Genomic DNA, 13,399 nt, shown 5'->3' with positions numbered 1-13,399 from the left:
CGATGAACGCCGACCCCCTCCCCCGGCAGGAGCCAGCCGGCCCGACGCCCCGCAACCGCATGGGAAGCGGGCGCTACTTCAACCGGGAATTCAACGCTGACACCGTCAAGATCGGGCTGGGCCAGCAGGCGATCAGCGACCGTCCCGACCTGATGATCGCGACGACGCTGGGTTCCTGCGTGGCGGCCTGCATCCATGACCCGGTGCGCGGCATCGGCGGCATGAACCATTTCATGCTGCCCGACCTGCCGGCGAGCGAACTTGAGGGGGCCGGCATGGCCGCGCGCTACGGCTCCGTCGCCATGGAGCGGCTGATCAACGCGCTGCTGGCCGCCGGTGCCGAACGCCGGCGCCTGCAGGTCAAGCTGTTCGGCGGCGGCCGCGTCATCGAATCGAGCTATGACATCGGCGGGCTGAACAGCCGCTTCGCGCTGGATTACGTGCGGACGGAAGGGCTGGCGCTGGCCGGCCACGATCTGGGCGGAGGCTCCGCCCGGCGGGTGCATTACTTCCCGCACAGCGGACGCGCGCTGCGCCGCCTGCTGCGGCCGGAGGCGGCGGCCGACACCGTCACCCGCGAACGGCGTTTCATCACGCACCTGAGCCAGGCCCCCGAGGAGGGCGAGGTCGAACTGTTCACCCCCGCCGATCCGGAAGGGAGCTGACCCATGCCCAGACCGATCCGCGTCGTCATCGTCGACGACAGCGCGCTGATGCGCGAGATGCTGAAGGACATCCTGACCCGGGAGGCGGGGATGGAGGTGGCCGGGGTCGCCCGCGATCCCTTCGAAGCGCGCGAGGTGATCAAGGCCACCAATCCCGACGTCATCACGCTGGACGTCGAGATGCCGAAGATGGACGGGCTGTCCTTCCTGGAGAAGATCATGACCCTGCGGCCGACGCCGGTCATCATGGTCTCCTCCCTGACCCGCGAGGGGTCGGACGCCGCCATCCGCGCACTGGAGCTGGGGGCGATCGACTGCGTCGCCAAGCCCGGCAGCTCCGATGGGCAGGGCTTCGAGGCGACGGCGATGGAGCTGGTTTCCAAGATCCGCGTCGCCGCCACGGCGCGCCTGACCATGCGCCGCCCGGCTGCCGCCCATGGCGTCCTGCCGACGCCGCGGCGCGCCGGCTCGGGCAAGCGGCTGATCGCGGTGGGCGCCTCGACGGGCGGGGTGGAGCGCATCCGCGACGTGCTGGCCGCCATGCCGGCCGACTGCCCGCCCATCGTCATCACCCAGCATATGGGGCCCAGCTATGTGCCCAGCTTCGCGGCGCGGCTCGACCGGCTGTCCGCCCCCACCGTGCGGGTCGCCGTCCATGGCGACCGCCCGGCCCAGGGGCTGGTGCTGATCGCCCCCGGCGACCGCCATCTCGCCATCGTCCGCGACACCGCCGGCTTCGTCTGCCACATCCAGGACACCCCCGCGGTCAGCGGCCACCGCCCGTCGGTCGACGTGCTGTTCGCCTCCGTCGCCAAGGCGGCCGGCAACAACGCCGTCGGCGTCATCCTGTCCGGCATGGGCCGCGACGGCGCCATCGGCATGAAGGCGATGCATGACGCCGGGGCCTTCACCATCGGCGAGCAGGAATCGAGCTGCGTCGTCTATGGAATGCCGCGCGCCGCCAGGGAGGCCGGCGCGGTCGCGGTCGAACTGCCGCTTGCCCAAATCCCCGCCGAAATGCTGCGCGCCTTCGACGCCGTCGGCGAACGCCCCCGCACCGCCCCGACCTGATCGGGGATCCGGGTAGAGTTTCCAAGGAGCACCAGTATGTTCAAGTCCGCTGCCCACGACGCCGTCCAGACCGGCCCTCAGAATGCCGCGCCCCGGGACGTCTCCGCGACGCCGGACGGCGACGCCAAGGTCGCGGTCACCGCGGAGCTTCTGTCGACCTGGCTCGGCTTCGCCGACGTGCAGCGCCGCACGCTCGACATCGTGCAGGGCGAGCTGACGCGCACCTCGGACCATGTGGAGACCTCCACCCTCGACCTGTCGGAGCGCTTCCGCGAACTGGCCCGGAAGGCGCTGGAGCAGTCCGAGCGGGTGGCCCAGATCGTCGACATGGCAGGGTCGGTCGACATCGACGGCGAACGGGTGCCGCTCGACAGGCTGGTGGTCGGCATGCAGGACGTGATCACCGACATGGTGTCCAACATCGTCACCCTGTCGCGCCATGCCATGAGCATGGTCTATCTGCTGGACGACGTGCAGAAGGACGTGGCCGAGCTGGAGAAGTCGATCGGCGACATCGACGGCATCAACCGCCAGACCAACTTCCTGGCGCTGAACGCGACCATCGAGGCCAGCCGGGCCGGCGAGGCCGGGCGGACCTTCGCCGTGGTGGCGCAGGAGGTGCGGCACCTCTCCCGCTCCACCGGCGAACTGGCCGACCGCATGCGCGGCACCGTCACCGCCGTGGTGAAGGGCGTGCGCAACGGCCACGACATCCTGCGCCAGATCGCCAACACCGACATGTCGCCGCAGATGCTGGCCAAGGAACGCGTCGACAAGACGATGGACAGCCTGGTGGAGCAGACCAACCATTTCCAGTCGGTGCTGGAGACGGCGGCGTCGGTGTCGTCCGACATGTCGTCCACCATCGCGCACGTCATCACCGGCATGCAGTTCCAGGACCTGACCAAGCAGCGGATCGAGGCGATCAACGACAGCCTCGCCATCATGAGCGCCGGGCTGGGAGAGCTGGAAACCCGCATCCGCGCCCAGGTGCCGCCCGCCATCGGCGCACGCGAACCGCAGGAATGGCTGAACCAGCTGATGGGCCGCTTCACGCTGAGCGAAATGCGCGAGCGCTTCGTGCGCAGGCTGCTGCTGGAAGGCACGGCCCTGGACGAAAACGGCGTGCTTGACCTCGATGCCGCAGGGGGAAGCAGCGCCGGCGGTGATATTGAACTCTTCTAGCGCGGTGCCCCCCGCCTGTACACTGAACCACATTTGCGGAAAGACGCGCCTATGGACTACGGCATCGAAGTGCGCGATCAGGAGGCGGTCATCCGCCTCCGCGGTCGCCTGACCTTCAACGATCACGCGAAGTTACGGGCACTGATCGGCGAAATGGGGCAGAACAGGCTCAAGCGTCAGGTCCTCGACCTGTCGTCGCTCGAATTCGTCGATTCCGCCGGCATCGGCATGCTGCTGATCGCGCGGGAGGAGATGGACCGCGCCGACAAGCAGTTCATCCTGCGCGGCGCCGCCGGTCAGGTCAAACGGGTGCTGACCGTGGCGCAGATCGCCAAGATCGTCCCGATCGAGGACTGATCCCGGTGATCGACGGGACAACCCAGGGCACGACACAGGAAGCGGACCAGGCCGTCGGCTGCCGCACCCGCTTCGCCGGTCTTCTGGCGCCGGGGTTGGCGGCCGACCGGCTGAACCGGCTGGCGCTGGCGCTGCGCCTGTCCCCGCTGCAGGCGCCGGCCGGACCGGCGCCGCTGGCAGTCCTGCTGGCCGGAGACGGGAGCGCCGTCCCTGAGTCCGACGCGCTCTGGCTCCCGCCCGTCGCCGCCTGGATCGAGCCGCCGGCCGATACCGGCGCTTCCGATACCGCCGACCGATTGGCGCCATTCCTGGCGGAAGCGGCGAAAAGCGACCTCTACCTGAACCTGACCACGGCCACCGCGCACGACCTCCAGCTTGGCGGCAGGCTGCTGGCCGCGCTGAGCGCCCGCCATCCGCTGGAGGGGGACCGCCGCGACGACGTCGAACTTGCGTTGCACGAGGCGGTCAGCAATGCGCTGGTCCACGGCAACCTCGGCGTCGCCGGCATGAAGGAGCTGAGCGCCCAGGAGCTGGAACGCTTTTCCCGCGACCTGGGCGACCGTCTGGCCGACCCGGTGCTGGCGGGCCGCCGCATCGTCGTCACGCTCCGGATCGAACCGGCGGAGGATGGCCGGTGTGTGGCGACGGTGGAGATCACCGACGAAGGCGCCGGCTTCACACCGGGCCCACGCGCCAGCTCGGGAGCGTCGGGCCGCGGCCTCGATCTGATCGGCACCATCGCCGACGGGCTGACGATCGAGGATGGCGGCCGCCGCATCCGCATGAGGTTCCGGCTGTGACCGCGGATGGCTGGCATAATCCCGGCGGCGGAGCGATCCCGCAATCGGATGCCGGACACTCCGATGTGCAGGGATCCGGCGACCGGCCCTGCGAATGCCGGATCCCCGACTGTACCGTCCTGGACTGCCCGATCCTGGTGGTGGACGACACCGCCTTCAACCGCACGCTGATCGGCGCCTTCCTGGCCGAGGCCGGTTTCCGGCAGGTTTCCTTCGCCGCCAGCGGGTTCGAGGCGCTGGCGATGATCGAGGCCGCCATCCCCGACCTGCTGATCCTGGACATCATGATGCCGGGAATGGACGGGTTCGAGGTCTGCCGCCGCCTGCGCGCCATGCCGGAGACGGCCGACCTGCCGATCCTGGTGCAGACCGCGCTGTCGTCGGGCGAGGACCGCAACCGCGCCTTCGCCGCCGGCACCACCGATCTGGTGTCGAAGCCGCTGGAGCGCACGGAGCTGCTGGCCCGCGTGCGCATCCATCTGGAGGACCGGGTGCTGATCCGCCGCCTTCAGACCTATCGGGCGCGGGTGGAGGCCGAGCTGTCCATCGCCCGGTCGATGCAGGAGCACCTGCTGCCGCCCCCGGCGCAGAGCGCCGCCGTGGCCGCCGCCGCGGGCTGCCGCCTGCGCGCCCACAGCGTGATCTCGCCCAATCTCGGCGGCGATCTCTGGGGGGTGCTGCCGCTGGGCGGGCGGCGCTTCGGCGCCTACCTGCTGAACGTCGCCGGCCGCGGAGTCTCGGCGGCGCTGAACGCCTTCCGGCTGCACGCCCTTCTGCAGGAACTGGGCCCCGCCCATGGCGAGGACGCCGCCGTCCTGATGACCGCGCTGAACGACCGCGCCGCCGGGCTGCTGGCGCCGGGAGAAAAGGCCACCATGACCTATGGCGTGGTGGACGGCGAGGCCGGGCGCTTCATCCACGCCTCGGCGGACGGGGCGCCGCCGATGATCCTGAACGGCGACGGCAAGCCGGCGTTCGGTGCGGCCGCCGGCCTGCCCATCGGCATCGCGCCCGGCACCCGCTACCGCAGCGACGTGATGGAGTTGCCGCGGGGCAGCGTGCTGGCGCTCTACTCCGTCGCGGTTCTGGAGGCGCTGGACGCCGGCGGGACCGGGATCGGGCTCGGCTGGATGATCGCCCGTGCCGTGGCGGAGGGTGAAGGCTTCGACGCCGTGGTCCGATCGCTGGGATCCGCCCTGGGACAGGTCGGCGGCGACGGCCACACGCTGCTGTGGATCGAACGGGAGGCGGCGCAATGAGCAAGTCTCCGCCGTCCGACCTGCTTCCGGCCGAGGCGCGCGATGCCGTCGACGGGCTGGCCGGCGCCCGCGTGCTGATCGTCGACGACAACCGGATCAACCGTCACCTTCTGCTGGCCCTGCTGGAGCGCGGCGGCATCACCCTGATCGAGCAGGCGGAGGACGGGCAGGACGCGCTGGTCCTGATGGAGCGATTCAAGCCGGATCTCGTGCTGCTCGACCTGATGATGCCGCAGATGGACGGGTTCGAGATGTGCCGGCGCCTGCGTGCCGACCCACGCTGGAAATCGTTGCCGGTTCTGGTGCAGTCCAGCCTGAGCCGGGCGGAGGACCGGGCCCGCGCCTTCGCCGCCGGGGCGACCGACTATGTCACCAAGCCGATCAACGCGGTGGAGTTGCTGGCCCGCGTGGGCATCCAGCTGCGCAAGCGGGCCATGCTGCGCGATCTGGAGCAGTATCACAGCCGCACGGAAAACGAGTTGGAGCTGGCCCGCGCCATGCAGGCCCGGATGCTGCCCGGCCCTGAGCGGCTGGCCGAGCTGGAGGCGGCGACCGGCATCGCCGTCCAGGCGCATTTCGCGCCCTCCTCCGAGCTGGGCGGCGATTTCTGGGGGATCGAGCATCTGCCTGACGGCCGGGTCGCCGTCTATCTGGTCGATTTCTCCGGCCATGGGGTCGGTGCCGCGCTGAACACCTTCCGGCTGGATGCCATCTGCCGCCGGATCGGCAGCACCGACCTGACCCCGGCGGAGTTCCTGGAGACGGTGAACCGCCGGCTGTGCGGGCTGCTGCCCAGCGGCCAGTTCGCCACCATGCTGACCGGACTGATCGATCCGGTGGCCGGGGAGTTCCACTATGCCTCCGCCGCATCGACGGCGCCGATGGTCTGGCATCCCGGCGATGAGGCGCCGCGGCTGGGCGACGGCAGCGGGCTGCCGCTCGGCCTGCTCTCGTCGGTCACCTACGACGCCCGCCGGTTGCCGATGCCGCCCGGAGCCCGCCTGTTCCTCTATTCCGATGCGGCCATCGAAATCCCGATCGGCGGCGAAGGCCACGAGGTCCTGGACGAGTACGGCCTCGCCACCCTGCTCGCCCGCCGCCTGCACCAGCCCGACGACGCCGGCCTGCTGTCCGGCCTGCTCGACGACCTGACCGCCACCGGCCCCATCGACGACGACCTGACGGCACTGCTGCTGACGCGCCGGCGGTGACTGCCGGGCTGCCGGCCCGGCAGTCACCGGAACGCTGCGGCCCCAAAAGCAAAAAGGCCGCTCCCGAGGGAGCGGCCTTTCGCGTTCGGCAGGAGCCGACCGATCAGCGCGAGTAGAACTCGATGACCAGGTTCGGTTCCATCTGGACCGGGTACGGAACGTCGGCCAGCAGCGGGGCGCGGACGAAGCGGCCCTTCAGCGCGCTGCTGTCGACTTCCAGATAGTCGGGGATGTCACGCTCGCCGGAAGCGGCGGCTTCCAGGATCAGCGCCATCTGCTTGGACTTGGCGCGCACCTCGACGGTGTCGTTGTCCTTGATGCGGGCCGAAGCGATGTTCAGGCGGCGGCCGTTGACCAGGATGTGGCCGTGGTTGACCAGCTGGCGCGCGGCGAACGGGGTCGGCGCGAACTTCATGCGGTAGACCACGGCGTCCAGACGGCGCTCCAGCAGGCCGATCAGGTTCTCGCCGGTGTCGCCCTTGCGGCGGACGGCCTCGGCATAGACGCGGCGGAACTGCTTCTCGCCGATGTTGCCGTAGTAGCCCTTCAGCTTCTGCTTGGCCATCAACTGCAGACCGTAGTCCGACGGCTTCTTGCGGCGCTGACCGTGCTGGCCCGGGCCATACTCGCGCTTGTTCAGCGGGCTCTTGGCGCGGCCCCAGAGGTTGACACCAAGGCGGCGGTCGATCTTGTACTTGGACTCTTGACGCTTGCTCATAACTCTCAGGCCTCGTTGGACACGAGTTGATGTTGTCCCGGTAGTTCCGTCCGCCCTGTTCAGGCGGCAGACGGGGCGTCAAAAATTGCGCGCGCCCGCTTTCCCAGGAGGTGAAGGCGCGCACAATACCCATTGGCACGGCCGAGTCAAGCCCGACGCATATGCGGGTCCGACGGCATATCCGGAACCTCTTGCATGCCCCGCCCTTTTCCGCTCCCCTTCCCGGCGGCGCAGGCGGCAGGCAGGAAAGACGCGATGGAACGGGTTGAGTGCGTGGTCGTCGGGGCGGGCGTGGTCGGTCTGGCGGTGGCGCGGCGGCTGGCGCGGGCCGGGCGCGAGGTGATCGTGCTGGAGGCGGCGGACGCCATCGGCACCGGCACCAGCTCGCGCAACTCCGAAGTCATCCATGCCGGCATCTATTATCCGACCGGCAGCCTGCGCGCCCGGCTGTGCGTGCCCGGCCGCGACGCGCTCTACGACTACTGCGCCGCCCACGGGGTGGAGCATCGCCGCATCGGCAAGCTGATCGTCGCGACGGAGGAGGCGCAACTGCCGAAGCTGGCGGCAATCCGCGCCCAGGCGGCGGCCAACGGCGTCACCGACCTGACGGAGATCGACGCCGCCACCGCGATGCGATGGGAGCCGAACCTGCGCACCGTCGGCGCCCTGCTGTCGCCGTCCACCGGCATCATCGACAGCCATGGGCTGATGCTGGCCTTGCTGGGCGACGCGGAGGACTCCGGGGCCATGCTGGCGCTGCTCAGTCCGCTTGAGCGCTCCCACCGCACCGCGGCCGGGTTCGAGCTGGAGGTCGGCGGGGCGGAGCCGATGCGCATCGCCTGCTCCACGCTGGTCAATGCCGCCGGGCTGGGTGCCTGGGCCGTCGCCCGCGGCCTGGAGGGGCTGGACGCCGCCCACGTGCCGCCGCGCGTGCTGGCCAAGGGCAACTACTATGCGCTGGCCGCCGGCCGCTCCCCCTTCTCGCGGCTGGTCTATCCAGTGCCGGTGGAGGGCGGGCTGGGGGTCCACCTGACGCTGGACCTTGCCGGACAGGCCCGCTTCGGTCCCGACGTGGAATGGCTGGCCGACGTGAATGGCGGGATCGATTATGCCGTCGACCCTGCCAGGGCCGACTCCTTCTATGGCGCGGTCCGCGCCTATTGGCCGGGGCTGCCGGACAAAGCGCTGGTGCCGGCCTATTCCGGTGTGCGGCCGAAGCTGAGCGGGCCGGGGCAGCCGCAAGCGGACTTCCTGATCCAGGGGCCGGGCGCCCATGGGGTGGCCGGGCTGGTCAACCTGTTCGGCATCGAATCGCCGGGCCTGACCTCCTGCCTCGCCATCGCCGACGCGGTGGCCGTGGAGCTTGGCGAGGCTCCTGAGATTCTTAACCATTCCAGAGACGCACAGGGTTCTTGACCGCAGCCGCGGCTCTCCCAATCTATAGGCATGGCGGCGCCGGCGGATGCTGGGCCGCCGACCCGCCGGGCGCCGGAAACGGGCCCACCTTCCGCAACTCGCTCCCGTCGTGAGGAGGATGCGTCGTGACGACTCGCCTTTCGCTTTTCAACAGCCCGCTGCTGCTCGGCTTCGACCAGTTCGAGCGGACGCTCGACCGGATCGCCAAGAATTCTGCCGAAGGCTATCCCCCCTACAACATCGAGCAGATCGGCGACGACGGCCTCCGCATCACGCTTGCCGTGGCCGGCTTCACCTCCGATGACCTGTCGGTCCAGATCGAGGACAACCAGCTCGTCATCCGCGGCCGCCAGACCGACGACAAGTCGCGCGTCTACCTGCACCGCGGCATCGCCGCGCGACAGTTCCAGCGCAGCTTCGTGCTGGCAGAAGGGATCGAGGTGGTGGGCTGCTCGCTCGACAACGGGCTGCTCAACATCGACCTGACCCGCCCGATGCCGGAGCCGAAGGTCCGCACGATCAAGATCGAACAGCCGAAGAAGACCGCCGCCGGTGCGATGCCCCGCACCATCGACGTGTCCGCCGACGGCCGGGACGACTGATCCCCCCTTTCCCGCTGTCATCCCTGATACTCTCGCCCCCGATACTCTGCACGCGCGGCCGCCCATGACGGGGAGCCGCGGGAGACAAAGACCATGATGCACGATACCCACAGCCAGCTGCGCCAGCTGTCGACCCAGGATTTCGCCAGCTTCGGCCTGGGCGACGTCGCCTATGTCCGCCCGGTGGAGATGGACGGCGCCGCCGCCTTCGCCATCCATGCCGCCGACGGCACGCCGCTGAGCGTCGTCGCCGACCGCGAACTGGCCTTCGCCGCCATCGTCCAGAACGACATGGAGCCGGTCAGCGTCCACTGACCGCCCGCCGCGGCGCGCCGGCAGGAGGCCCATGGCCTCTCGGCACGCCGCGGCCTGTTGTGCGGCAATCCGCCACATCTCGATCCTTGTCAGCCCTGACTCCTGTTGTAAGGTGCGCTCTGCGATAATCGCCGGCATGGGACGCGAGACGGCAGTGGGAGACGGTCGGTTGGACGGTGGGGCAAGCGATACGGCGGCGGACGCGAAGTCCACGTCCGATACGGAGCAGCGCAAGACCTGGGACGACGAGGCCCGCGATTCCCTTCACATCCTGCCTTTGTCGGCGATCCCGCTGGAAACCCCCGGCCTTCAGCATGCGCGCCTGATCAAGAACGTCCGGCTTCAGACGGTGGTGGAAATGTTCCGCGACGCCCAGGCCGGCAGCGGCCAGGTGTCGCCCCGCCACATCCCCTCCTATTTCGAATCCTACAAGGACGAGGTAGAACGCGATCTGGTGAAGCTGGAGAAGATCGGCGCCGCCTCCAGCTTCGACGTCTATTCCTCGCGGATCGAGTTGCGGCGGCTGAACATCGACGTCAACAACGTCGAATCGCTGACCCTGTCCGACCGCAAGAAGGCCGAACTGACCAGCTACATGCGGGTCTTCACCCGCCCGCTGATGGAATATGTCTATGGCACGGAAGAGCTTCAGGTCGCCGACGTGACCGACATCATCCAGCTGTTCGCCAACCCCAACCGGGACGAAGCCCTGCGCAACCTGCGCATGATGGCCGACCGGCTGGACATCGGGCTGAATGACATCCCGAAATTCCTTGAGGAATATGGCGACATCTTCCTGTCGCTCGCCTATTTCCGCAAATGCCTGGACGAGATCGTGCCGGAGGTTCAGCGCTTCGTCAGCTGGATGGAGGAGATCCGCAGCTCCGCCGAGGTCAAGCGCGATTCCCGCCAGATGCGCATGCTCGACGAGATCGCCCGCGACCTGACCGACATCGCCACCTCCATCACCGGCCGGTTCGAAAGCTTCGACAACCGCTCCAAGGATTTCTGGAGCGACATCAATGCCGAAACCTTCCGGTCGATCCGCGAGCTGATTTCCTCGCACCACGTCACCATCGGCGGCGTGCTGTGCGGCTTGGCGGTGAAGATGAATTTGTGGAAGCACCGCTTCGCCCGCGGCGGCGGCGGTCCCAACCGCCGCATGGAATTTGTGAAGTCGGAGATCCTGCCCGGCCTGTCCCACATCAAGGCGCTGGAACAGTCGGCACGCACCGGGCACATGTAGGCCCGCTCAAGGCTCCCGCATCAGTCCATCGACAGCATCTTCCCCACGCCGTTGTCCAGCAGGATGGTGGCGAACAGCGTCAGGATCGGGACAAGGAACATCAGCCCGATGACGCAGCGCACCACCAGATCCTTGCGCCGGGCCGACCGGCAGAGCGGGCAATCGTTGGGACCATGCCCGTAATCGGACCCGCAATAGGGACAGGCGGTGGTTTCGACCATGGCGAGCGGGCTTTCAGAATGGGCCGGCGGCCCAGGAACCGATGCCATTCTGAACCCGGCAACCGCCGAACCGTCATGAAATCACTGTCATGATTAGGGTCATTGTCTGACCGCCGCAGCGCAGCCGCAACCGTTCAGGCGGCGCGGTCGAGCGCGGCCAGCCCGGCGACGCTGCGGCCGAACTGCGCGGCAAAGCGGTCGCGCTCGGCACCCGACAGGGTGAAGGTGACATGGAGCCGGCCGGCGCCGCCGCGGTCCAGCGCCCGCACAACGGCGGCCACCGGCTCCAGCCCCGGCAAGGCGATGCGCAGCGCGCTCCCCTCCGCCAGATCGGACCATGCCTCCTGCGGCAGCCCGCTCAGCTGGGCGCCGCCCTCCGACGCGTTGTCGACCGTCACCGGCAGTTCACGCCCGCCCACCGACAGCCGGCCGGGGCGGTTCAGCGGATAGCGCGGGGCGGCCCGGCGGTTCACCTCCGGCGTGGCCGTGCGGATCGCTTCGATCAGGACGCGGCGGAGCTGGTCGATGCTGGCGGCGACGCGGACGGACAGGCTGTTGACCTCGCTGGCGCGCTCGCCGGTCGCGGTCGCCTCCTGCGAGACGGCGGCGATGCGGGTCGCCACCTCCTGGGCGGCGTTGGAGGTCTGGACGACATTGCGGGCGATCTCGCCGGTCGCCGCCTCCTGCTCCTCGATGGCGGCGGCGACGGTGGCCGACACGGTTTCGACGCCGCGCACCCGGTCGGCGATGGCGCGCACGGCACTCACCGCCTCGGCCGTGGTGGCCTGGATGGCGGCGATCTGGCTTTCGATCTCGTCCGTCGCCCTTGCGGTCTGGCCGGCCAGCAGCTTCACCTCGCTGGCGACGACGGCGAAGCCCTTGCCCGCCTCCCCGGCCCGCGCCGCCTCGATGGTGGCGTTCAGCGCCAGCAGGTTGGTCTGACCGGCGACGTCGTTGATGAGGTTGGTCACTTCGCCGATGCGGGTCACCGCGTCGGCCAGACGCTGGATGGTCTCCTCCGCCCGGACCGAGGCGCCGACGGCGTCGCCGGTCATCGTGGTCGCGGTGCCGATCTGGGCCGCGATCTCGCGGATGGAGGCGCTGAGCTGTTCCGACGCGGCGGCGACGGTCTGGGCGTTCGACAGCGCCTGGGTCGCGGCCGCGGCGACATTCTGGCTGTTGTCGCTGACCGCGCGGGCCGATTCGGCCATGCGGGTGGCGTTGCCGGCCATCTGGCTGGTCTGGCTGGCCACCACGTCGACGGCGTTCGAGGCCTCCATCTCCACCGTTTCGGCCATGCGCAGCAGGGCCGCCTGCTTTTCGCGCTCCGACCGCTCGCGCTCCTCGTCGCGCAGGCGGCGCAGGCGCTCGGCCTCCTCCGCATTCTCCTTGAAGACGCGCAGGGCCTGGGCCATCGCCCCGACCTCGTCACCGCGGTCGGCCCCGGGAATGGCGACGGTCAGGTCGCCCTGCGCCAAGGCCCGCATCGCGGCGGTCAGCTCTCCCACCGGCCGTACCACCCGGCGCCGGATGCCGAACACGCCGAACACCACGACCGCCAGCACCAGGGCCGAGACGCCCCACACCGCGGTCATGAACAGGTCCTCGCGGCCGGTGGCATAGACCTCCGTCTCGCTGTTGTAGCGGTTGGTGTCCTCGACGATGCGGTCGACGACGGCGCGGTGGGCGGCATAGGCCTCGGCGATCACCGCGTAGGAGGCACGGGCCGCCGCCTCGTCCTTGCGGGCCAGCGCCGGCAGGAACCTTGTCTCCACTTCGGTCCAGAAGCGCATCACCGGCGTGTGGGAGGTCCGGGTCAGCTCGGTGAGCAGCGACGGCTCGAAGCTCTCCTTGAGCCAGTACTCATGCCGCTCGTCATAATCCTTGCGCAATTGCGCCAGCCGCGCCCGGCGCTGCTCGACCGACGCCGGGTCGTTCATCGCCAGCGTCGCCTCCAGATAGGCTTCGATCACATATTCCGGCGGCGGCAGGATGTCGGCGATCAGATCCTTGCCCAGCACGATGCGCTGGTAGATCGGCCCGCCCACCTTCAACTCGCGGATCGCCAGCGCACCGGTGACGACCACCGCCAGGAAACCCAGCGTCACCACCACCCCGAACAGGTTGGTAAGCGCGGCAATCCGGAGGTTTTTCAGCATCATGCAACCCCTGCGCAGAAACGACGGCATAGGGTTGCTTCTCAAAATAACACTAATGTGACAAGTAAAAAACTTGCTCGATTATCGGGCAAAACAGAAATGATGTTTCGTTGCGCTCATTGCCCATGGTTTGTGCAGGGGCTGCGCAATGACCGACCAAAGTTCTGGGGCCAA

The 13,399-nt window shown here is 69.1% G+C and carries 13 protein-coding genes and 1 pseudogene; 11 read left to right on the top strand and 3 right to left on the bottom strand.

Features of this window, described 5'->3' with window-relative positions:
• The first annotated feature begins 2 nt into the window (after positions 1-2).
• The 7 genes and pseudogenes from CRT60_RS24620 (at position 3) to CRT60_RS24590 (ending at position 6,548) form a co-directional block, all read left to right on the top strand.
• Positions 3-665, top strand: a complete 663-nt coding sequence (locus tag CRT60_RS24620) for a chemotaxis protein (RefSeq protein ID WP_098739191.1) — start codon at positions 3-5, stop codon at positions 663-665.
• Between the two features lie 3 nt (positions 666-668).
• Positions 669-1,736 carry a protein-glutamate methylesterase/protein-glutamine glutaminase gene (locus tag CRT60_RS24615; RefSeq protein ID WP_098739190.1) on the top strand — a complete coding sequence of 356 codons (1,068 nt, stop codon included), beginning with the start codon at positions 669-671 and terminating at the stop codon, positions 1,734-1,736.
• A 504-nt stretch (positions 1,737-2,240) separates the two neighbouring features.
• Positions 2,241-2,921 (top strand): annotated as a pseudogene (locus tag CRT60_RS37820) (methyl-accepting chemotaxis protein); the annotation flags it as partial.
• A 51-nt stretch (positions 2,922-2,972) separates the two neighbouring features.
• Positions 2,973-3,278 carry an STAS domain-containing protein gene (locus tag CRT60_RS24605; RefSeq protein WP_098739188.1) on the top strand — a complete coding sequence of 102 codons (306 nt, stop codon included), beginning with the start codon at positions 2,973-2,975 and terminating at the stop codon, positions 3,276-3,278.
• Between the two features lie 5 nt (positions 3,279-3,283).
• On the top strand, positions 3,284-4,078 hold the full coding sequence (locus tag CRT60_RS24600; RefSeq protein WP_244592737.1) for an ATP-binding protein: 795 nt from the start codon (positions 3,284-3,286) through the stop codon (positions 4,076-4,078).
• A 65-nt stretch (positions 4,079-4,143) separates the two neighbouring features.
• The gene (locus CRT60_RS37590; protein ID WP_280177243.1) at positions 4,144-5,337 is read left to right on the top strand and encodes a response regulator; all 1,194 of its coding nucleotides are present in this window, start codon (positions 4,144-4,146) and stop codon (positions 5,335-5,337) included.
• On the top strand, positions 5,334-6,548 hold the full coding sequence (locus tag CRT60_RS24590; RefSeq protein ID WP_098739187.1) for a PP2C family protein-serine/threonine phosphatase: 1,215 nt from the start codon (positions 5,334-5,336) through the stop codon (positions 6,546-6,548). Before CRT60_RS37590 ends, CRT60_RS24590 begins: the two co-directional genes overlap by 4 nt.
• Before the next feature lie 103 nt (positions 6,549-6,651).
• On the opposite strand, the gene rpsD is transcribed toward CRT60_RS24590, so the two are convergent.
• The gene (rpsD, locus tag CRT60_RS24585) at positions 6,652-7,266 is read right to left on the bottom strand and encodes a 30S ribosomal protein S4 (protein ID WP_098739186.1); all 615 of its coding nucleotides are present in this window, start codon (positions 7,264-7,266) and stop codon (positions 6,652-6,654) included.
• Between the two features lie 255 nt (positions 7,267-7,521).
• Between rpsD and CRT60_RS24580 the strand changes: the two genes are divergently transcribed.
• From CRT60_RS24580 to CRT60_RS24565, 4 genes are all read left to right on the top strand, one after another.
• Positions 7,522-8,682, top strand: coding sequence for an NAD(P)/FAD-dependent oxidoreductase (locus CRT60_RS24580; protein WP_098739185.1), 1,161 nt, complete (start codon positions 7,522-7,524; stop codon positions 8,680-8,682).
• Positions 8,683-8,807: 125 nt separating this feature from the next.
• Positions 8,808-9,284, top strand: coding sequence for an Hsp20 family protein (locus CRT60_RS24575; RefSeq protein ID WP_098739184.1), 477 nt, complete (start codon positions 8,808-8,810; stop codon positions 9,282-9,284).
• Between the two features lie 93 nt (positions 9,285-9,377).
• Positions 9,378-9,599 carry a DUF1150 family protein gene (locus CRT60_RS24570; RefSeq protein ID WP_098739183.1) on the top strand — a complete coding sequence of 74 codons (222 nt, stop codon included), beginning with the start codon at positions 9,378-9,380 and terminating at the stop codon, positions 9,597-9,599.
• A 169-nt stretch (positions 9,600-9,768) separates the two neighbouring features.
• The gene (locus CRT60_RS24565; protein WP_098739182.1) at positions 9,769-10,845 is read left to right on the top strand and encodes a hypothetical protein; all 1,077 of its coding nucleotides are present in this window, start codon (positions 9,769-9,771) and stop codon (positions 10,843-10,845) included.
• A gap of 20 nt (positions 10,846-10,865) precedes the next feature.
• Here CRT60_RS24565 and CRT60_RS24560 read toward each other — a convergent pair whose 3' ends face one another.
• Positions 10,866-11,066 (bottom strand): hypothetical protein, encoded by a 201-nt coding sequence (locus tag CRT60_RS24560; RefSeq protein WP_244592736.1) that lies wholly within the window; start codon positions 11,064-11,066, stop codon positions 10,866-10,868.
• 134 nt (positions 11,067-11,200) lie between these two features.
• Positions 11,201-13,228, bottom strand: a complete 2,028-nt coding sequence (locus CRT60_RS24555; RefSeq protein WP_244592735.1) for a methyl-accepting chemotaxis protein — start codon at positions 13,226-13,228, stop codon at positions 11,201-11,203.
• Between the last annotated feature and the right edge of the window lie 171 nt (positions 13,229-13,399).

Origin of the sequence: Azospirillum palustre, assembly GCF_002573965.1 — a bacterium.
GTDB classification, from domain to species: domain Bacteria; phylum Pseudomonadota; class Alphaproteobacteria; order Azospirillales; family Azospirillaceae; genus Azospirillum; species Azospirillum palustre.
Note: the sequence above shows the minus strand (reverse complement) of the source record. Positions and strands in the feature narration are given on the sequence as shown.